The organism is Parabacteroides sp. KHUB-02 (assembly GCF_056640955.1).
In genome coordinates this window covers 360,215-382,327 of the sequence record NZ_JBWQEV010000001.1, presented here as the reverse complement: position 1 = coordinate 382,327, position 22,113 = coordinate 360,215, and the positions used below count along the sequence as shown (strand labels likewise).

23 protein-coding genes are annotated in these 22,113 nt (G+C 39.4%); 3 read left to right on the top strand and 20 right to left on the bottom strand.

Going from position 1 to position 22,113, the window contains the following annotated elements; genetic code table 11:
- Window position 1: 1 nt before the first annotated feature.
- From ACYIA1_RS01805 to ACYIA1_RS01755, 11 genes are all read right to left on the bottom strand, one after another.
- Window positions 2–1,330 (bottom strand): phenylacetate--CoA ligase family protein, encoded by a 1,329-nt coding sequence (locus tag ACYIA1_RS01805; RefSeq protein WP_122383187.1) that lies wholly within the window; start codon window positions 1,328–1,330, stop codon window positions 2–4.
- Window positions 1,327–2,364, bottom strand: a complete 1,038-nt coding sequence (locus tag ACYIA1_RS01800) for a CapA family protein (RefSeq protein ID WP_146375922.1) — start codon at window positions 2,362–2,364, stop codon at window positions 1,327–1,329. The genes ACYIA1_RS01805 and ACYIA1_RS01800 overlap by 4 nt, the downstream gene beginning before the upstream one ends.
- Window positions 2,361–3,677 carry a phenylacetate--CoA ligase family protein gene (locus ACYIA1_RS01795; protein ID WP_480334201.1) on the bottom strand — a complete coding sequence of 439 codons (1,317 nt, stop codon included), beginning with the start codon at window positions 3,675–3,677 and terminating at the stop codon, window positions 2,361–2,363. Before ACYIA1_RS01795 ends, ACYIA1_RS01800 begins: the two co-directional genes overlap by 4 nt.
- A complete protein-coding gene (locus tag ACYIA1_RS01790) occupies window positions 3,667–5,133 on the bottom strand; it encodes a DUF362 domain-containing protein (RefSeq protein WP_122383184.1) in 1,467 nt (488 codons plus the stop codon). The genes ACYIA1_RS01795 and ACYIA1_RS01790 overlap by 11 nt, the downstream gene beginning before the upstream one ends.
- A gap of 63 nt (window positions 5,134–5,196) precedes the next feature.
- Window positions 5,197–6,309: a glycosyltransferase gene (locus ACYIA1_RS01785; protein ID WP_480334199.1), complete on the bottom strand. Its 1,113-nt coding sequence runs from the start codon at window positions 6,307–6,309 to the stop codon at window positions 5,197–5,199.
- A 31-nt stretch (window positions 6,310–6,340) separates the two neighbouring features.
- Window positions 6,341–6,562 (bottom strand): hypothetical protein, encoded by a 222-nt coding sequence (locus ACYIA1_RS01780; RefSeq protein ID WP_122383182.1) that lies wholly within the window; start codon window positions 6,560–6,562, stop codon window positions 6,341–6,343.
- 261 nt (window positions 6,563–6,823) lie between these two features.
- A complete protein-coding gene (locus ACYIA1_RS01775; RefSeq protein ID WP_122383181.1) occupies window positions 6,824–7,180 on the bottom strand; it encodes a hypothetical protein in 357 nt (118 codons plus the stop codon).
- A gap of 32 nt (window positions 7,181–7,212) precedes the next feature.
- On the bottom strand, window positions 7,213–7,566 hold the full coding sequence (locus ACYIA1_RS01770) for a hypothetical protein (protein WP_122383180.1): 354 nt from the start codon (window positions 7,564–7,566) through the stop codon (window positions 7,213–7,215).
- Window positions 7,567–8,108: 542 nt separating this feature from the next.
- Window positions 8,109–9,281, bottom strand: a complete 1,173-nt coding sequence (locus ACYIA1_RS01765) for an EpsG family protein (protein WP_122383179.1) — start codon at window positions 9,279–9,281, stop codon at window positions 8,109–8,111.
- Entirely contained in the window at window positions 9,281–9,589 is a 309-nt protein-coding gene (locus tag ACYIA1_RS01760) for a DUF4422 domain-containing protein (RefSeq protein ID WP_122383178.1), read from the bottom strand. Before ACYIA1_RS01760 ends, ACYIA1_RS01765 begins: the two co-directional genes overlap by 1 nt.
- 184 nt (window positions 9,590–9,773) lie before the next feature.
- Entirely contained in the window at window positions 9,774–10,025 is a 252-nt protein-coding gene (locus ACYIA1_RS01755) for a DUF4422 domain-containing protein (protein ID WP_146375920.1), read from the bottom strand.
- Window positions 10,026–10,508: 483 nt separating this feature from the next.
- Here ACYIA1_RS01755 and ACYIA1_RS01750 point away from each other — a divergent pair, with 483 nt between their 5' ends.
- Window positions 10,509–10,676: a hypothetical protein gene (locus ACYIA1_RS01750; protein ID WP_480334195.1), complete on the top strand. Its 168-nt coding sequence runs from the start codon at window positions 10,509–10,511 to the stop codon at window positions 10,674–10,676.
- Between the two features lie 143 nt (window positions 10,677–10,819).
- Here the strand turns inward: ACYIA1_RS01750 and ACYIA1_RS01745 are convergent, their stop codons facing one another.
- The 3 genes from ACYIA1_RS01745 to ACYIA1_RS01735 all read right to left on the bottom strand — a co-directional run bounded on the left by ACYIA1_RS01745 (window position 10,820) and on the right by ACYIA1_RS01735 (window position 13,324).
- A complete protein-coding gene (locus ACYIA1_RS01745; protein WP_480334193.1) occupies window positions 10,820–11,650 on the bottom strand; it encodes a DUF4422 domain-containing protein in 831 nt (276 codons plus the stop codon).
- Entirely contained in the window at window positions 11,643–12,365 is a 723-nt protein-coding gene (locus ACYIA1_RS01740; RefSeq protein ID WP_480334191.1) for a lipopolysaccharide biosynthesis protein, read from the bottom strand. The genes ACYIA1_RS01745 and ACYIA1_RS01740 overlap by 8 nt, the downstream gene beginning before the upstream one ends.
- Window positions 12,366–12,886: 521 nt before the next feature.
- Entirely contained in the window at window positions 12,887–13,324 is a 438-nt protein-coding gene (locus ACYIA1_RS01735; protein WP_480334189.1) for a hypothetical protein, read from the bottom strand.
- Between the two features lie 310 nt (window positions 13,325–13,634).
- On the opposite strand from ACYIA1_RS01735, the gene ACYIA1_RS01730 reads away from it, so the two are divergent.
- Both ACYIA1_RS01730 and ACYIA1_RS01725 read left to right on the top strand, forming a co-directional pair.
- The gene (locus ACYIA1_RS01730; RefSeq protein WP_195207739.1) at window positions 13,635–13,937 is read left to right on the top strand and encodes a helix-turn-helix domain-containing protein; all 303 of its coding nucleotides are present in this window, start codon (window positions 13,635–13,637) and stop codon (window positions 13,935–13,937) included.
- 9 nt (window positions 13,938–13,946) lie between these two features.
- The gene (locus ACYIA1_RS01725) at window positions 13,947–14,885 is read left to right on the top strand and encodes an ORF6N domain-containing protein (protein ID WP_195207740.1); all 939 of its coding nucleotides are present in this window, start codon (window positions 13,947–13,949) and stop codon (window positions 14,883–14,885) included.
- Between the two features lie 41 nt (window positions 14,886–14,926).
- On the opposite strand, the gene ACYIA1_RS01720 is transcribed toward ACYIA1_RS01725, so the two are convergent.
- From ACYIA1_RS01720 to ACYIA1_RS01695, 6 genes are all read right to left on the bottom strand, one after another.
- Window positions 14,927–15,328: a hypothetical protein gene (locus tag ACYIA1_RS01720; protein ID WP_480334186.1), complete on the bottom strand. Its 402-nt coding sequence runs from the start codon at window positions 15,326–15,328 to the stop codon at window positions 14,927–14,929.
- A 54-nt stretch (window positions 15,329–15,382) separates the two neighbouring features.
- Complete coding sequence (locus ACYIA1_RS01715) at window positions 15,383–16,222, bottom strand: hypothetical protein (protein WP_272709447.1); 840 nt, start codon at window positions 16,220–16,222, stop codon at window positions 15,383–15,385.
- A 107-nt stretch (window positions 16,223–16,329) separates the two neighbouring features.
- Window positions 16,330–18,477: a fimbrillin family protein gene (locus ACYIA1_RS01710; RefSeq protein WP_480334184.1), complete on the bottom strand. Its 2,148-nt coding sequence runs from the start codon at window positions 18,475–18,477 to the stop codon at window positions 16,330–16,332.
- A 160-nt stretch (window positions 18,478–18,637) separates the two neighbouring features.
- Window positions 18,638–19,684 carry a fimbrillin family protein gene (locus ACYIA1_RS01705; protein ID WP_480334182.1) on the bottom strand — a complete coding sequence of 349 codons (1,047 nt, stop codon included), beginning with the start codon at window positions 19,682–19,684 and terminating at the stop codon, window positions 18,638–18,640.
- Window positions 19,685–19,737: 53 nt separating this feature from the next.
- Window positions 19,738–20,784: a DUF5119 domain-containing protein gene (locus tag ACYIA1_RS01700; protein ID WP_087321778.1), complete on the bottom strand. Its 1,047-nt coding sequence runs from the start codon at window positions 20,782–20,784 to the stop codon at window positions 19,738–19,740.
- Window positions 20,781–22,055, bottom strand: a complete 1,275-nt coding sequence (locus tag ACYIA1_RS01695; protein ID WP_480334180.1) for a DUF3575 domain-containing protein — start codon at window positions 22,053–22,055, stop codon at window positions 20,781–20,783. Before ACYIA1_RS01695 ends, ACYIA1_RS01700 begins: the two co-directional genes overlap by 4 nt.
- Window positions 22,056–22,113 lie beyond the last annotated feature (58 nt).

The window sequence follows — 22,113 nt, the reverse complement described above, 5'->3', positions numbered from 1 at the left end:
CCTATTTTACATCTGAAATTACCAGTCTCAATTTCCCTGATCTTGTACGAGAAATCTTGTCTACGTAAGAAATTGTAATTTTAATTGAATCTGTGATCCGTGAACGAATCTCAGACCAAAGCAATTGTTCATCCGCAATGCTATAAAATTGCCCTTTTACAATTCTAAATTCTATCTCTGAGATCGATTTTTGATAAATCTGAGCCTCTTGAATATTTACTAAATCTTTAAATATATGGTCTAAACGTCCAAGTTTAACTCCATTAGGTAACGATATATAATCTTCTTTTCGTCCATCTATAGATAAGACATTCACTGTGCCATTCGGTAATCGTTCAATTTTTGCGATATCTCCCGTATCATAGCGAACCAAGGGAAACGCATAATTTGAAAAACCAGTACCAACAATCCGGCAGATTGTTGGATCTTCCTCAGAAATCGGAACAAACTCCACATACGCAAAATCCTCATCAATTTTCCATCTTCCATGTACATCTTGGCTCAAATTAGCTACCCCCTCTGCCAAACCATAATGCTGTGTCAATTTTGCGTTAGGAAAAACTTTACTAATAATTTGTTTTTGGCCTTCCAATAAATTCTCGGCTCCAAATGTCACATGTGTAACAAAATGTAAAGGAGTCAATCCTTGATCCGCAATAAGGGACGCTAATAAAGATATTTGAGAAGGATATCCATGCAACCAAGTTAGTCCCGATCTTTTCAGTTTTTGATAATACAACTCCACAGTATCTTTATTCAAATGATACGCACTAAACATAACCTGTTTGCCCGGATAATTAATACGCCAAAACGGAGCCTTTGTATTCTTTGTAGAAATAATCGTACGACCTCCAAACCATCCACACCAAGTATTCAAGTCAATCCCATGCCAACCACGGTATCTCCACCATACAGCCCATTGCTTGTTCTCCATCTCCCGGCTACAAGGAAAGACCAATCCCCCGCCCGTAGTTCCACTTGTATGCAACAAATAAGTCTCTCCTATAAAATTCAGATTTACAATGTCATTATGATGAGTTTTAACATCTAACTTTGTCTGTATAGGTAATTTCAACAGCTCCTTATACAGATTAGTTGCTGTTACATTAAAGCCAAAATCTCTAAACAACCTTTGATAATAAGGGACAGTTCGAATCTCCTGCAAAAACAAACGAAGCTCCGCCTCCGGCTGATAAGCATATTTATCAAAAAGGGACAACTGCTTCTTAAAATTCTTATTCAATCGCTTTCTACAAATCAAGAAACCTTTCAATGAACAAAGAAAGTTCTGTATTATAACAGGAGATAGATAATATAACTTTTTTATCATAAACTTCTTATAAAATATTTCACTAAGTTCACAAACGTTCCCCTAAACAATACCCACTTGGTTTTAAGATCCAGCAACACTTTACTATCGGAAAAATAAAAGATAGGAAGAAATTTCTTATGATATCTATTTTCTTGAAAAAAGTAATTATAATCGGACTCACCATAAATTGCCATGATATTATTTGAATCATCAAAAGCCTCACACATATCAATAGCACGAACGGACATGTTCTTTACATCATAAAAGAAACGATATATTTTAAATTGATTATCAGGTAATATCTCAAACACTAATTCATTATAAGAGAACCTTGGATATCTCAATTTTCCATTCCAATATATATTTTGAGGGAATAAAAAATTACCCAATCCATAAACGATCGGACGTCCTTTGTAAAATTCTATTTGTTGAACCCTATGAGCATGACAACCCAAAACCGCATAAACTCCCAGATCAATTAAAACCTTAGATAGTTCCCGATCAAAAGGTTGAGGATATAATTCCAACTCATAATTCCAATGAAAAAAACAAATAAGTTTTCTCTTCGGATATTGAGATAATGCTTTCCTAACAGAGGATAAAACATGTTCTTTTTCATAAGGATTTACTCCCTCTTTTGTTTTCGATGCATATACACACTCTATTACATTCCAACCAAAAGCAAGGATAGCAAAAGACTGCCCATACTCATCCTCTACCAACAATGGACGTTCTGCCTCCTCTAAAGTTTCCCCCGCTCCTACAGACTCGACATCCAGCCTAGACAATAAATCAACAGTCTGTTTATACGAACAAACATCCAACAAATGATTGTTCGCCAATCCGAATCCCTTAAACGAAAAGCTCTGGCATAAATCCCTTACCGCATCATAATCATTGAAAACAACCTTCCGAGACAAATAAGCGGAAGAATCGATCAATAAGCTACCCTCCAAATTTCCAAACCATGTTTTTTCTCTAATAGATAGAGGGATAGACGAATAGTCAATACTTCCCACAAAAGGTAAAGCGATATCACCACAAAAAATCATAATCCTATCACGGTTCGTAATTTTCCACCCTTACCTCTAATCAACTCCCCACTCAAATCAAGAGAAATCATACAACCCTCAAAAATCTTAGAAAGCTCTTCCTTAAATAAATACGGAGTACTTACGTCCTTCTTATCGAGCAAGACTAATTTTAAAAGGATATTTGCCTTATTTTTTTGGATAATTTGATACTGTTCAACCTTGCCTATAAAACCATAATTAGCTATGCGCATATTTATATTAGCCGCAGAATATTCTTTTCCATTGGGAAGTTTGATAACATCCGCAGAGCGTCCAAGAAGCGAACTGATCTTTTTAAGTCCCCGCCCACATGCGCAAGGCGTTAAGTCCCATTTAGCACGATCACCTATTTTGTAACGAATCAAAGGAAAATCAAAAGTATGCAAGAATGTCAGTACCACATCTCCTACTCCATTCTCATCTTGATTAACAATCTCAACAATACACTCCTCCATATCGACATGCAAACCACCGCAAGGACATTCATGGGCGATAGACCCCTCTGTCGCCACATAATCCGAACGAGGAATCACGCCAAAGGTATCCTCTATCTGTTTTCTCTGAAGTGGATTTAAAGATTCGGAATTAGTAAAAATGGCTAATGGCTTATGAATATCCAACCGGCTATTTTTTAATTTTATAGCTAAAGATGCAATACCGCTTGGATATCCCATTATTACTTTGGGTGAAAGGAGATCTATTGACTTTGCCACGTCTGTTATATTTTCATCCGTTATTTCCGATGCGTAAATCTCATGTTTTGATGTCGCCTTATAATGTAGATAATGAACCAAATCCTGAACAACACCATGTTCTTGGGGAGGAATCCCGGACACATTCAATAGACGATCACATCGTCCTACCCCATACCAGTTACGGAACCTCAACCTACTAGCTATTTTATAACTTTGAGCAAGACGTGTTCTCACAAATTTAAAAGGAACCCCGGTAGACCCTGTCGTTTTTAACCAGACAATTGGTTTTGTAGCGGATTCGCTCACAAAACTATTCAATTGCGAGTTGATGCACGTCTTATCTATAATAGGTAATTTCTTCAAATCGTCCAATGACTTAAAATCCTCACAAGTCAATCCATGTTCCTTGAAATAAGCTTGATAGAATGGGACAGATTGTGCTACAAAGGACAATAACCTTCTTAGAGAAGAAAGTTGAATCAACTCAAGTTCCTGCATCGATAACCACTGCGATCCATTTATTTTATCTAAAATAGGATAGGGAGAAAATCCATTGTATCTATCCGCTAACGATATCAGTAACGATTTATTTTTCATTTTTCCAACCCTCTGGTTTTTTAAAAGACAAACTTTCCAATTCTTTAATGAGTAATGTATTCTTTGTTTTCACTTCCGGATCTTGTGCCTTTAAGATACGTATAGGAATAGAAGAAAGGTCATCTATGTCTGGCAATAGGTCAAAACGATGTTTTTTTACACCTTCCACCAATAATTTCATATGCCTTAAGTCATAACCCATTAGTTGAGCCGCTATAGCATCAGCTACTAACGGATTATGGGTATGGATTAGAAGATTTGTATATTTTTCCGAAACACACATAGGTCCCTCCCCTTCACCACTGATAACACCATCCACAATATTAATATACTTCCTAGAAGTCATTGGATTCAAATTCCCTTTTTTGTCCGTAAATAAAAGACAGCGGTTTAAGTCTAAGGTCATTCGCCACACAGTATCATTACCATGCCAAGCTCCACCCGCATAAGGATTTTTTCCTCCTGATTTATGAACGAGACCTAAGAGTATTCCCCAAAATTTCATTAGCAGATAACTTTTAGCTAATAAAGGAAGTAGATATCTTAAAACATAATATCTCAACAGCAATGATGGTGTTTTTTTCGGGTATTGATCGCCTCCTTCTTCCTTGAAACCAAGTCTAAAGTGCGGAAGATAATTTTTGTTTCCATTTATGCCTACCAAATTCTTCATTGCGACAGTCAACCCCAACAAATGATGAGTCTTCAATTTTGGTATATTTATAAATAGATCACAAACAATTGGTGTACCTGCAATTAGATATTGATGTCTTCCCTCCGAATGGGCATGTATGGTATCTTTATTGTCATAGCCAGATCCATAAAACAACTTAGCATCAAGAGAAGAATCATTAAACATACTGTCCTTACCTAGATCAACCAAATAATAGCCATTAGGGTCACCCTGCAACTTCAGTCCCTTCTTCGTGTTAACAACCCCAGATGCCTCAAACCACTCTGGCCTAAAATCCACAAAGTGAACCTGTCCCGAAGCGTAAGAGTCATAAAATTTTCTAAACTCTTCGATATTCAAGATCGTTTCCAATTTGGAAAAATCACAATCCCAATGAGGAGCATCCCCAACATAAACTTTACCATTAGGTCCCACGGCCAATAAAGCATAATCTATAACGACTCGAACTATAGACCAATGCGTAATTACACTAAAAATATCTGAATCCTCTTTCTCATTCCAGTGGCGAACCATATTGGGCTTGATCGTCACGACACCTCCCTCTGGGACCAAGATGCGTAAAGGATTCCAATACGTAAGGTCTTCGTCATCTTTGGGTGGATAATTCTCTAAAAATAATCTCCTAACCGAATCATATACAAGATTAGGACTATCACTAATCTCCAAATGAGGATTATTCGAAAATTCAGGATATACTCTATCCGGATGAAAAGGTACTCTCGATGGATAGCCTTTTACATTATAAATTATACTTCCATGCATATAAACTCATATTTTAAAATTATCAGATATTAATCATTTTCTTTCGTTAGCTATTATCTATTTTTAATTTTTACCCAAGAGCTTATGATATACATTTAAAACCTGTTCATTAAAACTTAACCGATATTTATATATGTCTTTTTTTTGACAGCTTACGCAATATCTTTTTTCCTCCAATTTATCAGCCAAGGCATTCACATTACCCGCTTCAAAAAGAGATTCCTCATCTAACATAGGATTACTCTTGAACATAGGGATATCTGACGCTATAACATCCGTTCCCAAGGAAATAATAGTAGATACCACTCCACTATTTGTGTCCCTCCAATAAGGAAGGACAACACATTTGGATGTATATATCAATTTACAGTACTCCATATCTGATAAATACTGCAAACGAAATGTAATATTCAAACCAGCATAATCATCAACTCGCAAATGAGAATAACCGGGAAGATTTCCTGCTATACAAAGGGTATAGTCTGGATAACGAATATGAAATCTTTTCCAAGCTTCTAATAAAACATCAAGACCCTTTTCTTTCCTGAGATACCCGATAAACAAATAATCAAATTCTTTATTACAAGGTCGTGTAATGTCAAATATCTTCGATAAGTCCATAACAGGGAAATCATGCTTCAAAATCTTTAGTTCCGAAATGCCAAAATAAGAAGATAGATCTCTTTGTGAATTTAAATTATGCACCAATAAGAAATCCGGGATAGCCAAAGTCTTATGCATTCTAGTTATAGCAGAATGGCCATGTGAATATTCTGATTGAAAAGGTAACACATCATGGCAAGTCAATACAAGAGTAGATTTAGAAACAATACGGATCATCCTAAAAAACAACTTCTCAACAAAAAATCCATAAGTAATAAGCGAATAATTTACAACACGAGGTCGATATATCAATACATAAAATAATGTCACCATCAATCCCCAAGTCAATTCCGCATATCTGATACAAGGACTCAACCGATTACGTTTCTTTCCGCTAATTAAATCCGTATATTTAAAAAACACTTTCTTACCATAAGCCAGAGGATAATAATAGCTAACGAAAACATCTTGTGATATCCCCACAGATTTCAACACTTGATAGATCTCATCTAAATAAAGACCTCCATTACCCTGCGTACCCCAATAAACATGAAAAACATCCTTTCTTTTCATTCGATATTATTTTTGTTTTATGCAAAATCTACTACATAGGAACATGCGTTGAAGAAATTCTTGATTTTAAAGCATACACACCGTTAAAAAACACCACATAGCCACTTGATTTCCAATTGCCTAACTTACTCCTTAAGCGCTCGCTTTCCAACTCTTTCCTTACATCCTCAATCTTGTTATCCAAACGGTCCTGATACTTGGTGATCTTCGCCCATTCGGAAGCGAAAGACTGATTTTTCTGATTCTCTGTCATAATCGTAAATATATAGATTAGACTGGACGGCATTGGAAAACAACAATATCACCTCCTCACGACTGATACGATGACAGGCTTTTATAGCCTCAAACTTCGGACGGAGAAGTTTGCCGTCATCGAACCATTTCTGGTAGACGACATAACCGTTCAAGTCAAAAACACATGCGCACTAAATCAGCCAGGCTGTCACCCCCTTTTCTCATATCGGAAGGAACGCTGCTGATATAGAATCGAGTCCGATTAGTAAAGTTCAACATCTCAAGAGGTCATTTTACGAAGCAGATCCAAGACCGCTGCCAGATTATTACTGCAGATTTCTATATCATCCCCACAGGGGGTAGACAAGACAAGCGGTCTGATATACCAACCACCCGTAGAGGAAGGAGCGCTGGTAGGACACTCACAACGCTCTTCAATAATCTGAAGAGGAATAAACGAGGCACCGGAAGAGGAATCAGCCGTGCCGGATGAATGGCAAGCTCCATAATTTTTCTTATACTCAACCAAACATTTATAGTCAATACCCTCATCTGTACAATACTTACGGAGATTACAGCCTTTGCGGTGCTGGTTGTAATCCTGCATAATCTTTTCAAAATACTCTTTTGTCTCCATACTTTTTGGGGGAAGACAAAAATAGAAACTAACTAGCAAAACAACTTACGCTGTAAGGGTCGAATACGGGATAAGTGCAATCCATTGCTTATGCGAATCTCTACCCAAATACGAACCGGTTTATCCGCACCACCAGATGGCTTCTGAACCTCAACCGAGGGAGAAGCCTCTTGAACAGCCATATTCTCTGGGACACCGTCAACCTTAACCACGACTATTTTACCACATATTCTTAACGTAGCCATAGGACATATGGAATAAAAGCTCTCCCATGCTTTTAATAAGAATTCTATTCCTTTTTCTTTTCTTAAATGGCCTATAAATAGAAAATCTACAGGTGAATATTCTTTTGTTGAATAGTTTCTTTTCAGTTTATTTAAATCCATTACAAGAAAAGGATGTTCGATAATTTTGTTTTTTATTTATAGAAAACAAATTGATTAAATCATATACTGATTTTTCTGTATGAACTAAAAGAAAATCTGCATGATGAAATATTTGTTTCCTATATTTCATTTCAGAATCCCAACCACTATTACGTGCTACATCATGACAGGTAATAACGAGTTTCGAACCAGATATCACCTTAAGTAATTTAAAAACCAAGATACAAAGAAAAAACTATTACCAGCATGTAAATAATTAATTAAAACGGGCCTATTAATAATTGATTTGATTAGTATAATTACATAAGCTTTAAGAACTTCAAGTAGTAAAAAAAAACTTTCTTAATCTTCCTTTTTTCTAACCCATATGCTACATCCCCCTTAAAAAAACATTTTTGATCCATAACTAAATATATAATAGTAATAAGCAAAAGCCTTCTGCTTATATCCATTTCATTCTAGCACCTTATAAATCTCGTCAAAATATAGGCTAGCGTTGCCACTAGTTCCCAAATAAACATGACATATCATAATTAAAAATACTATCTACCATCTTCAATATAAAACTTTATTCTATCCTCTATATACTCTTTTTGGAAAATCGAATTATAAGGATAGTAACGAACATACATAGAAACGCCCTTATCACTCGTTCCTGAATTAATCATGTAAAATGGTAAATATGTTATAAATATTAATATTGTCAATTTCAAAACTTTTTGATGATATGTCCCTCTACAAATAACAAATCTATATAAACCTTCAACAATTACGACCAAATATATAATTTCAAAATAATTAAATACACGGTCAGCAATAGGGATGGAATAACGCATTAAAACCGTAGCAAAATAAGCATATAGAATTTTTTTAAGATCATTATTACTTTTTGTAATCAATAGAAAAGGAGAATCATTATTATTATTCTTATTCAAATACAAGAAATATATAAGAATTAAAGCAACAGAGGACTTAAATGCAAATCCCAATAAGGAAATATTTTCAAAGCCATCTCCATATCCTGTAGGATCGCCTAAAAACAGGTAGTTTGCGATAAAATCCGTAGCGTTTATTTGCGAATTAACAAAAAAAGCAAAAAACAATCCACCTATTGCCACAACCTTTTTACTTATACCAAAATAAAGAAATGACATAGTTACAATAAAGAAAATAGAATATATATGAATACTAAAACCGATAAATAACAAAATAATCGATAATATTTTTTTGTTTTTAAAAAACATTATCAGGGCCACTAAATCAATACCTATAGCCAAAGATTCACGTAAAATATCTGTCGAAAAATATAGATAGTCATAAATAAAAAAAAGAAAAAGAGCTGTAAAAACTTTTGTTGTAGTGTTTTTTATAAAGTAAAAAATACATATATTAAAAACAAAACTACATATCAATTGAAGTAAAACAAAATCACCGACGGTTCTACAAAAAATATTTAAACCAATCCATAAAGGAGGATAAAGTCTACCTAATTGAGGATAATACAAAGTTTCAGTTCCAATAGGATTATATAATGACGAAAATTCCTTTTCATAAGAATAACTATCAGGACCAAATTGATACCTTAAGCCAACCAATAAAAATAAATAAAGTAGACATATGTAAATATGACGTAATTTATTATTCTTTTTTAAGCATATGTCATATCTAAAAATAAGATACAACAGATACATTCCAAATAATATATATGGAAGCATTAATTTCTAGGTTTATTAAAGAAGAAGGAACACTTACAAGCTAAAACATATTTTTTATCATTAAAGTGAGTACTTGACAATTCATCAGTCACCCAAGTTAATTGACTTTCAAAAACTCGAATTTTATCAATGGAATAATTTGAAGGGTTAATCAACCTTTCTGCTTCCAAGAGGATATCAAATACCCAGGAGCAATAGCTATTAAACATATTCCATTTCATTATGAACATATTATGACCATAAACAAAATTATTAAATTTAAACAACTCATCAAAGGCGTTGTCGTAATCGGGATATTTATCGTGAATATTTTTTTAAAATTTCAAAATTCTCAATATGATAATTCATACGACATACATTTCTTAAATTATATGCATACCAATATTTTTTGGGCATTATTACATCGTATTTTGATAATAATACTAAAATATCATGGATATTAATATCGTTCACAAAATCATATGAAATATTTGGTAAAATTTTGATCATAGATTAGGAAAAACCATGTGAGAAATTAAAAAAACGACGATAACTACAGAGACCTACATACTTTGTAGGTTCCATATTTTTCCATGCCCAATATAGCCCTGTGATTTCAGACCAGTAAGTATTACGAATACTAATATTATTACCAGTGCCATCACCAGAAATACCTAATTCTAGTTTAGTAAATGCCTTACCACATTGGATAGGCATATATATATCACTATTAGGAACAAAATCATTGTCCTTATAATAGCACATCAATAATTTAACATTTCATTCATAATCTTTAATATTTAATAGGGTGTCCAGTTTTACGTTCCCAAAAACGTAGTATTAAGCACCCTTGTTATTGTTAACACAACACTCTCATTTTTAACGCTTTAGTTAGCAAAATAATTCTTTGACAGTTTGTATATATCATTGATTTTTAGCAACTAAGTAAAATAATTAAGCAACTAAAAACAATGAAAAAGATAGATTCAAAACCCGATAAAGAAACCCTCGAAGAGGAGGTTAAACGTCTTCGTAAAGAGAATGCCTAGCTTAAATCTCAGAAAGCGACCGACAAGGCCAAGCTTAAAGAGGTGAAGAAGGAAGTCAAAAAAAAGACGTAGCGACCGTGACCGTGACCGAAGAACAAAAGAATTTGTTATCGACCCTATTCCCAGACATAGATACTCTCTTCTGATCGTTCTGCTTTGTGTATTGATCTACATTCGTACCAATTGTGGCCTTCGCACTGTGGTGAAGATACTTGAAATCTTCAATGAGGTGCTTGAAGGCAAATGTGGAAAGGTTCCATGTTACAATACCGTAGAGAACTGGGTGAAGAAGTTGGGCTTATCTGCTTATGAGAATGACAACAAACCAACCGATAAGAAGTTTGCCTACATCATGCCCCCCACTTAGTAGTTTATATCGCAAATAATGGATAAAAAGCCTAATATTATTTGGCAATCCTCTTTTTAATCTATTATAGGCCTTTTATATCGTGTCGATAGCAATAGTATAATAGCAGAAGACCAATAAAAACATAGACCATATCTTAAAATCTAATTTCTTGGTTTATTGAAGAAAAAAGAGCATTTACAAGCAATTTTATATTTCAAGCTATTAAACTGAGATTTACTTACTTCGTCTGTGACCCAATTAATCTGACTTTGATAGTTCTTCAGATTGTTTTTGAAGATATACAACGTAAGCAACAGTTCATGCATATAGCCAAATACTCTAATTTTATCTATTGGATAATTGCTTGCATCAATTCTGCGTTCAGCTTCTAATAATATATCAAATACCCATTTACAATAATCATCAAATAGGCTCCACTTCATTATAAACATATTATGTCCATATACAAAATTATGTTTACGAAGCAATTCTATAAAAGCGACATCATACTCAGGATACAATTCATGTATTATATCTTGCAATATTTTGAAATCATCAATATAATAATTCATTCTATTTACATTATACAAGCTATATGCATACCAATATTTTTTCGGTGTCACAATATCGTATTTTGATAAGATCCTAGCAATATTAGGGATTTTAATATCATTAATTTTTGCATAATTAGATTTTTGTAAAATCTTTATCATTGGCATAAAACGACTATGATTAAAATTAAAAAAACGTCTATAGCTGCACAAGCCAACACAGTCAACAGACTTCATATTCTTCCAAAACCAATATAATCCTGTAATTTCAGACCAAAATTGATTTCGGGCACTAATGTTATCACCTATATCATCACCCTGCATTTTTAGGTTTAAGCCTGTTGATGCTTTACCACATTGTATTGGGAAATAGATATCATCTGATGGAACAAATTCATTCTCCTTGTAGTAACAACAAAGAATTTTTACATTTTCATTCATATTCAGAAATATTTTTTATTAAATAAATAGCTTTTTTATGATAGATACTATACAGATAAACTGACTTCCCTAAATACGCAATTGTCACAGATATTATAGCACCTATTATACCAAAAAAATGCACAAAAGCAAAGCAAAAAAAAACGAGTATTACTCCTTGAACTAAAGTTGCATATTGGATATATTTAAAAGCAGAAGTAGTCATAATTATCAACTGTATTATTTGACTATAACACATAAAAACAAATGCCGGGAATAACCATAAATAAAAATCAACTGATTGTAAATATTCATATTTTCCTATCAAGTTTAAAAATGGAGTCAATAAAAAATATATTAATAAATATACAAATGATAAAGCACCAACACCCATAGCGGTATTCCTTCTTATATTTCTTATTAACTTGTCCTTATTTCTGGAGCCATATATCCATTGCGGAATTATTATCACACAAATAGCAAATATCGGAGTAAACTCGCTAAATAGTTTATATGCAACATTATACAAACCTATATCGGATACGCTTATGTTCTCAATTGCATAAACATAATTAACACCCAAATTTGTCAGATAAATACCTAAGACCCCCAATATTTGCCAAATAGAAAAATATAGCGTTTTATTAAAGCCACTCCAACTTATATTAAGTTTATCTTTTGTAAAAAAGTTCCAATAAAATATTGATACAAGTACAGCATAAGCCAGATTTAGCACAAAGAATATATATACGTATGACTTAATGCTTCTGCAAAAAAAAACATACGATTAAAACGAATAATATGGTATAAACAATATCAAACATAGATTGCAAATTATTCTTTGAGCAAGGATATAATAATTGATTGAAGAAACTTTGAATGGAGAATCCAAGAAAAAGAATGAAAGTTTCTCCTATATATGATTCATCCTTTATTAGATCCGTTATTCTTTCTTTAAATATTACGTAAGATAAACTTACCAAAATGAAACATATAAATACAATTATCAGCCTATATAAAACAATGTTTTTGTAAGACCCTTTTTCTATATACTCTTTTGTTCCAATATTAACAATAGTCGGGTCAGTCCATCCAGTAGTTAATATATACAACAATTGCGCAACGGTAATCACAAGAGCTAATTGTCCATATTCATCTGGACTAAATAAATATATAAGGAAAAGAGAGACAAGTTGTGTTCCAAAAGAACTTCCTAATTTAAAAATATAGAATAGCTTAAGCTTTTGCCTGATAATACTAAGAATGTTCATAACAAGTTCTCAAGTGTATAAATATTACTTTTCTTAATAAACATGCTTGAGGTATAGATATTTTATATTTAATATACTCTCCTCTCTTTAAAGATGATATATACGCTTCTGCGTTAGTCTCAAAATCAAACATCTTTCGAATACATTCATATGACGACTTCGCAGAATTAAGATAATCACCTTCTATACTTGATATTGTCTCATCAATAGTCGGGAATTTATTCAAATCATTGTCATAGAATAAATCCACGCCAACGTTACCTTGGCTCTTATTAACATATAAACCACCACAGATATCTTTGCTAAACAACTTGTAGTCAGGACTAGCCATAGCCATAATTACAGGAATTCCATATTGAGTCATCTCAATTATCGAAGTGCCCATAGCATAGCCAATAGCATGACCTTGTATTACTTCGCCCAATTTATCATAATTGATTTTGTATAAATTACAACACTCTGATAATCAATAGTGATATATAGGTAAATAATTTATGCGTAACAAATTCGCAACAAACAAATGGAGAAATATTGTTCTTACGGTAAAACATAGGAATTAACAACATGGAAGTTCATTACCATTATGAATAAAGAGGCGACAAGTCTCTACTTCCCTAAATCTTTGATTTAGGTATGGTATTTCGTTTCTTTCCACGGAACAACAACCCAGAAGTTGTGCAATTTCGAATATTTGTGCTACCTTTGCAACTGAATTAAGCAATGTAATCGTTTCAATGAATACAGTGACAGACAAAATGCCTCGCGTGGGTTTGGAGACCGAATCGCAGACAGTCAAATCAGGACAGGATAAAAGGGACTGGGCGCAATGCTCACGGACTATTGCCGTCCTTATGTCAAAGCGAATGTCGGAACTCGGCTTGTCGCAACGGATGCTTGCCGAAAAAATGAATTGCACCCAGCAATATATCTCCAAGATGCTGAAAGGGCAAAAGAACATGTCACTGGAAACCATTTGCAAAATAGAAAACACATTGGGTATCGAAATTATCAAAGGTCTGGACGAAAGCGAACAATAAAGCAGAACTATGGCGAAAGAAAGGGAAAATATAAACGGCATGGCAAAAGAGCCGGTCGCAAATTGCGACCAGTTGCCCGAAGTAATTAACATCCAGCCGATGATTCGGATTATAAGAGAGCGACAGGTCATGCTTGACAGTGATTTGTCCGCATTGTACGGTGTGGAAACACGAAGGCTGAACGAACAGGTGAAGCGTAATATGGAACGCTTTCCTGATGATTTCATGTTCCAGCTTAGCAAAGACGAGCTTGATAACTTGATGTCGCAAAATGCGACATCAAGTTGGGGCGGAACCCGAAAACTGCCTTACGCGTTCACTGAACAAGGAATAGCCATGCTCAGTTCGGTATTGAAATCAAAGACGGCTGTCGAGGTGAACATCCGCATAATGAGGGCTTTCATATCCATGCGCCGCTTTATTGCGACCAATGCCCAATTATTCCAACGGCTTGAGACTATAGAGTATCACCAACTGGAAATGAAACAGCATCAGGACGTGACCGACAGACGCATCGACGAGGTTTTCAAGCGTTTGGATGCCGACGTTCCTCCTGTGCAGGGCATCTTCTATGACGGGCAGGTGTTTGACGCTTACCGTTTCGTTTCTGATTTAATCCGGAAGGCTGAACAGTCCGTTGTACTGATTGACAATTACGCGGATGACACCGTGCTGACTTTGCTTGATAAAAGAAAGGAAGGGGTATCAGCCACTATCTACACGCAGCGTGTCAGCAACCAGTTCCAACTTGATGTTGACCGCCACAACGCCCAATATCCGCTTATCGAGGTAAAGCGATTCAACAAGGCACACGACCGGTTTCTGCTCATTGATGATAAAGTGTATCACATTGGAGCATCAATCAAGGATTTGGGCAAAAAATGGTTCGGTTTCACCTTTATGCGTGACATTACGGCAATAGAACTCATTAACAGGATTCAGCTTTAGTCCGGTTTGGCTTCAAAAGAACGTATCAGCATAGTGTGAACTTAATCCGTCTTTTTCATTTGTCGCACCAGTTCCTTATGCTGTTCGTGCAGTTCGGGGAAATGTCTTCTGATGAACTGGCCGAAGGAGCAGTCGTTGAATCCGAACCGCCGCGCCAATGACTTTATGCTTTCGGTTGTCGTAGAGTACAGTTGTAGGGCTTCGGCATATTTCCCCATGCTGTGCGGTGCCATTATTCCACCGTTTTCCGTTTTTTTCATTCCCAAACTTGCGTGCAGTTCCGGCTCATGCTCTTTCAGGTACATCCTGAAACAGTCGGGGTGCAGGCCAAATTCCTCCGCCACCTTTGTCATGGTCATTCCACCCTCTTTCAGCCGGGCGATGGCATCGGCGTATTTGACGGCGGTCGCAGGATTGTATCTCCGCACCTGAGACCAGTCCACGGGCTTGCCTTCCTCGTAGGGGATGCCTTTCCGTTGGCAGACCAAGTCCTTGTGCTAGGTTTGCAGGTATTCGTAGAAGCCTTTTATCGGCACATCTGTCTGTTTGGCTATCTTGCGGGCGGACATGGGTGTGGTACGGTACAGGTGCAGGGCTTCCGCATACTTCTTCGTTATCTCGGCGGTGGGGGCATGAAGCGTTCCGCGCCCCGTTATCTCTCCCTTGCGCTGCCGCCTCACAGCCTGTTTGCGTACCTTGATGCGATTGTCTACCAGCTTCTTGTGGTAGAATATCAGGTGTTGCTCCAGCCCGGAATAGGATACGTCGCACCGCTCGGCGGCTTCCTGTACCGTGATATAGCGGTCGGCACGCAAAAGCTCGATCGCCTCGGCATATTGCTCCTTGCACCACGGGCGTGTGCCGCGTGGCAGACCGTCATCCAGACCCAGGCGTTGCCGTGCCCGTTCCCGAAACTCCAGCACTTCGGGATAATGTGTCCGCAACTGGCGGCCGAGATTCGTACCGCTCAATCCGAACTCACGGGCGATTTCCGATACGTTGCACTCGATATATTCCATGCTGTCGCACGCTGCGATAGCCTCCTTGTATTTGGCATGGGTCGCAGGCAGTTGTCCCCGCCGCTGGTTCAGATTGATGCTTTTTGCTTCTTCAGGGCTGCATTTGATACCGTTGCGTTCCAGCATCAGATGGCGATGGTAGGTACCTACATAACGGGAAAATCCGTTGACGGAAACCCCACACCGTCGGCATATCTCTACATTGGAGAGGTCGGTGGATGCGTACAACTCCAGAGCCGGGCGGTATTTCGCTTCCGTCTCCAGTCGAATTCCCCGGGAACGGTTGCATGGACTATCTTTGTTATCGAGAATGTTCACAGCAATATCTTGTTTTATGTAATGAGCTACTAAACGAAACAAGCCAGCTCTCCTGTTTTTAATCGAAAGCTGGCTTGTTTGTGTATAATATTTTTTTGTTATGAATCTTATTGTTTCATACGGACGGCACGTATCTTTTTGTTAATCATTCTGTCTATCGTTGTTGTATTCGACGTGGCATCGTATGTAATAGCATTTATATTGTCATTTGCCGCTGTTGAGCTCCAATAAATACCGCTTAACGGATATTCCACATCTGATAAGGATAATTGTTCAGATGATGCAGGAAGATACCAATTTATATCCTGCTCTGTTATGACTGGGACATAATAAGTCAGAGTTTCTCCATTGTTAGTTTCTGTTCTTTCCTCTTTTGAAAACTTATTCTTCATTACGGCCATTTTTACAGCAAAATTTTGGACAGATTGGTAGTCTCCACCATTTATAGTCTTACTATCCCACGTTCCTGATCCGATAGTTATCGCATCAAGATTTGTTTCCATTTCACTTACAGCCCCAATACCCTTAAAAAAGTACAGGTTTCTGGTATTAGATAAGCCATTTCCGGTATCCATTCCAACATTCAGACTATTGCCGATTGTCGTGTAATCTATGGTTACAGTTGTCAAGGATTTCGGTGGAATAATAGATGTAATTTGCCATGTAGTAGTCAAATAGGACTCTGTTTCAGTATTTTTATAAGCATCTGCAGCCCATTTAAACAGGAATGCCCAAAATCCTTCATAACTATACACTACCTTTCTATCCCATTTAAAACCGAACGGATAGTTTCCACCGTTATTTTCCTCGATACGTTCATAACCTACGCCCTGTGCATTCCAACTCGGACAGAGTTGTTGAACGGTGGCTGTGATTGGAGTAGCACCGTTGACAGCAGGGGTGATTTGGAATTGGAGGTCACGGGCGGCATCACCAATGCTTTCGGTCACATACACGTGGTATGTGAAATTACCGCTGCCTGTACCGGATATTGTATTTGTCCCTTTGTCATCATCAATCCAATAACCTTGTTCTTGCAACTCTGTCTTGGTCTGGGTGAAGAATACATCGTTCGTAAGGTTGGAAGTCAATGTCCATGCGCCATCGTAGTCTTTCACGTTTACGGTAATCGGAAATGTGATATAATGAGCATCCTGTGCCTCAGTCGGGACTTCAATATTCATTTCATATTCCGGCGTAATAGACAGCTTGTAAGTCACGGTTGTTCCCATCGTCCATACCGTATTTCTGATAGAGGCGGTGAGTGTGCGGTCAACACCGGAAGCATTGGTGAACACCACTTTTATCGTTGCCCCTGCAGGCAATGTCTGCGGCAGCATCATAAAGGTGCCTTCCGAACTGGTAATTTCCGCACCGGCGGTTTCGTTTCCGGTCATTGATTTGTTCAAATCATCTTGCGAGAAATCCGTGGTCGTCTCAGCAAGAGCCCATGTACCGGTAGCCATATCGTAAGTACCGGCTTTTTTGACACCTTCCAAAGCCACGCTCTTGATAAAGCCGGGCTGCATCTGGCTGCCCACGGCAAAGCGGACGGCGGTGCAGATGTGTTTGAAGGAGAGAGGCACAGCCGCATTGTTGTTGCCCGGTATTTCATTGGTGGTAGCCACCACAATGTCTTTCTGGTCGGCAGCGGCGTCGGGAACGGTATATGCAAGAGACTTATCTTGGGGAGAGGACGGAGTGGTCAAGCCACCGGCATCCGTTGGCGCCCAGGCATAGAATTGGAACGAATGATCCGCTCCCGGCCAATAGTATATTTGTTCCGTGCTCCATATAGCACCTGTTCCGACGGAAGCACCCACATTGGAAGCATTCGTGTTCATGTAGAACTGATCCACGGGCGTACCATTCTTACGCCAGTATGCCAGCACATGGAACTTGGTATAGAAATTGTCTTTGCCAACAGGCGTTCCACGTGTCAAGGCCTGTTCGCCCTCGAAGCCGGACACGTTGATACCGTCCGAAACAATGGCACGGACACAAAGCGTGTCTGCCGAGTCGTTCGACCGCAACACGAAACGGTTTGCGGTATATCCTTCGTCATCACTACCGGCATATCCCCTTGTCTGCACGTTCTTATCGGACGATATGCCAAAACAAATGTTGTCACAGGCTTTCTCCGGATTCCCGCTTTCGAGAAAGTCCTCGTTATTGCACGAGAAAAGTAGCGTGCACAGCAACATCGTCGCCATGCCGCCCGCCATCCAACTCGGATTTTTCTTATGTACCTTCATTTCTTCTGTTTTATATTTGTTTGCCTGAAGCAATACGCCCCGGCTGTTAGTGAGTGTAAGTGGACATTCAACCCCTTACACCCTGTAGGTAAATCGTCTATTCCATGGATGATAATTCCAGAATACACGATGCTAAACCGGTCTTATAAAAGATGTTGGATTAGTTGCCGCTCTGGGTTGTGGGAACTTCCAATGTCTGGTCAAGATTATCCTTGTTCCAGTCTGTGATACCGTCAACCGTAAATTCGATAGGCTTCAACGGATTCTCCGGATCCACGATGTTCTCATGTGTCAAAGTAGCCTTGAAATCATAGCAGTAACCGAGTTTGAACTCAACATTCTCGATTTTTACATTGTGGTCGTAAGAGCCCAACAGTACGTCACCATGATACAATTCTGCCGTGAAAGTTACAGTATATGTAGCGGTAGAAGCCATCGGAATCATCAGCTTTTCGTTATAGCTTTCAAGAGTTGCAGCGTTGGCAATGAAGGCAGCTTCATCAGCGGTAGCATCGTCGGCTGTTACATTACCGAAGTCCAATTCAAGTGCGTTGGTTTCCTGATTACTCCAAGTGTTACCGGCAGCGGCTACTGTCAGGGTACCGCTTGTGTAAGCATCCGTGATTTTCACATTGCTTACTTTTACGTTGTAACCCTCACCCACTGCATTCTCGAACGAGAATTTCACTTTTGAAAGCTGGTGGCTGAATGTCATGGGAACAGGAGTTTTGTATGTCTCTGTTACCTCTGTTCCGGCAATTTGCGCGGGAGCTGCGTGAAGCAAGTCAACCTGATCCGCATCAGTGTTGGTGAAAGCAACCGTCATTTCTACCTTTGTGGCATTTTCAGGCAATACTACATTGGAAACATTTGTCGCTACACTGTAAGGCGCAATGGCACCGAAAGTGTAAGTGTTGCCAGGAACCCAGTACTGCAATACATCGTATGACCATCCGGTAGAGGCAGAACCTCCTTTATACACCTTGTCACCCTTGAAGATCTGACCGTTCTGTGTGAAACCATATACGGCAAAGTCTTCCAAAGAAGTTGTTGTGAAACTCGGGTCCACGATACTGCGTGTTCCGTTGTTCACGAACGCGTTGCTGAAACCGATGGCCTTCTGCTGTGCCATTTCCACGGTCTCGTCGTTGCTGCAGCTTGCCAACATGGCTGTTGCTGCCAATCCAATCAAAAAGATTTTTTTCATTTGATTAAAAATTAAATTGTGAATAAAAATGTTTTGATAACTCTCTATGCAAATCAAAGAGGAAGTTCTATGTCCTCGTAATCTCCCCAGTCATCCACGTCCACGTCGAAGCCGGAGCCGCCTTCCGTACCCTCTTCATCGGATATCTCGATGCCCTTCACCACGATGACACCTCCCTGCGGTTGCGCCGCCACCTGGTCGGTCACGTCGAAATCGAACGACTTGATTTTTCCGTTCTTCAAACGTACTTCCAGATTCAGCCCGTACTTACGTCCGGCCCTTGTCCCGTAGTGTTCGTTAGGGAAATCAGGTATTCCGAAAGAACGCACCAAAGCCTGTGTGCCGAAATCTTCCACCGTACAATCGTACAGTACGGTTGCGGCTTCATCTGACGTGCGCCCGCTGTTCAACCATACCGCCTGCGCCATGCCCGCCAAGGCACCGCGTGCCAGCGACACGTATTCCACCCCGTGGCTGAACTCGTAACGCACCAGATAGGTGAACACCAGCGGGTGCATGGTGACAGGTATCACATCGGTCTCGGTCGAGCGTTCCGCCACGTATGACTCCATGTAACTGCCGTAAAGCATATCGGGCTGGTTCACCGTGTTCTCGTTTTTCGTGTCCATATAAGAATTACCGAGATAAGAGGAACGGGTACGGGTTCGTGTGGTGGCCTTTGCCGAAGCGAACGACTGCATCTCGTCGAACACGATGTATTCCGTGTCGTTGTTGTAGAACAGCAGGGAGTGTTCCCCCGGCCGCATATACACGACCTCCCCCTCGGGGGCGATGTTGACGATCTCATCCGAGCCGTCCGCGTTGTACACCTGCATACGCAAGCCATCCGGTATTCCGGGACGCAACGCGTCGTATTCCATACCGAACGATTCCTGCCAAGTGGGGAAGTTTTTCCAATCCGTACTGCCTTCATAGGTATATTGCCACTCCTTTTCGTATTCCGCTTCTATGCGCACCTCCGATTTCGGGGCATGCGGGTCATGGTCAAAGCACAAGTCCTTGTGCTCGCAAGATGAAAGCAGCATGAGCATTCCCGCGAACAAGGGGACATATTCTGTTATAATGTGTATCTTTCTCATTTCACGCCTCCTTTCTTATTGTTGCTGTTGCCTCTTCCGAGAAGCCATACCAGAGAGATTTCCGCCTTCGTGGGACCGAACCAGTGCCGGTTTTTAGTGGCCTGCCATACATAGTGGCCGTCCAAGGGGGTGTACGTGTAGTATTTTCCTCCCCAGTAGCCCACGCCAAGCATGAAGTCGATGTTCAGGCGGTTTGCGACGGGCAGCGAGTAACCGTATTCCACGCCTGCCGCGTAATTCGTCTTGTCCCAAAGCGTTCCGCCGGGTTCTCCGCCCATGTAACCTTTGCCTCCCCACTCGAAGTCGTAAGTGAACGCCTGCCCGTAAACACCCACGTGATGTCCCGTGAGCGGCTTTTCACTGGCCTTCTTCCCGAACCAGTAGCGCACGGCGATGTCACCTCCGTATATGCGCCAGTAACGGTGGCTGCTGTTCTTTTTCCACCAGCCGTACATCCAGTTGCCACTGATTGACCAGTTCTTGCCTAAGTAAAATTCCACCCCGATGTTGGGAACGGCCAGCACATCGTAGAGCATGTTGGTCTTGAGAGCCATGTAGAAGGGTTTTGAGGTTTCAGGGGAAACCACCACGCCCGTGTCCGTTTTCTCCACAACGGATGTCGTGTCTGTAGGAACCGGCACGACCGGCTCTTCCTTGACAACCGATTTTTCCTCGATTACCGGTTTTTGACGGACTGTCACGAGAATGACACTGGCATTGCGGATTTGGTCAAAGAAATGCTTGTGCATGTAATGCCAGGTACGGCCATATTGCAACTCCATCAGGTGTTTCTTGCGGCTGTCAACCAGTACACCTTTATTGTCATAGGTAAATTCGGGCACGTTGCGCATCACGTCCACCGCCTCTTCCTTGTGGGGCATGTCGGACACCTCGACCAGCTCCGCGAGACGTTCCCACGCGATAAATCCTTCGGGACGTGAAATGATGCCGTCCGGAAGCGATACGCGTTCACGTACATAACGCTCAAGGGAATTGCGGCGTTTTTCCGCCAATCCCCTGTTTATGGCAAAGCCGCCCTCGGGTGAGGCGGAACCGCAGAAAGACACCTCGACCAGTTCGAGCGTGCTGTCTTTTTTCACACTTTCCAGAAACGACACCACTTCGGACAGGCGCATGGCGTTGTCACCATAAGCCGTGTCCAGTGTCGAGTTGCCGACCGGAAATCCGATGCAGACCTCCTTCCGGCTCTCTTGCCCGAACATCTGGATGCATCCGAGCAACATGAACGCTGATACTATTAAACCTCTCATGTGCATATTATCTTTACTTTAAGTCCGTTTCTTCCTAAGAAACGGATGTAAAATATAA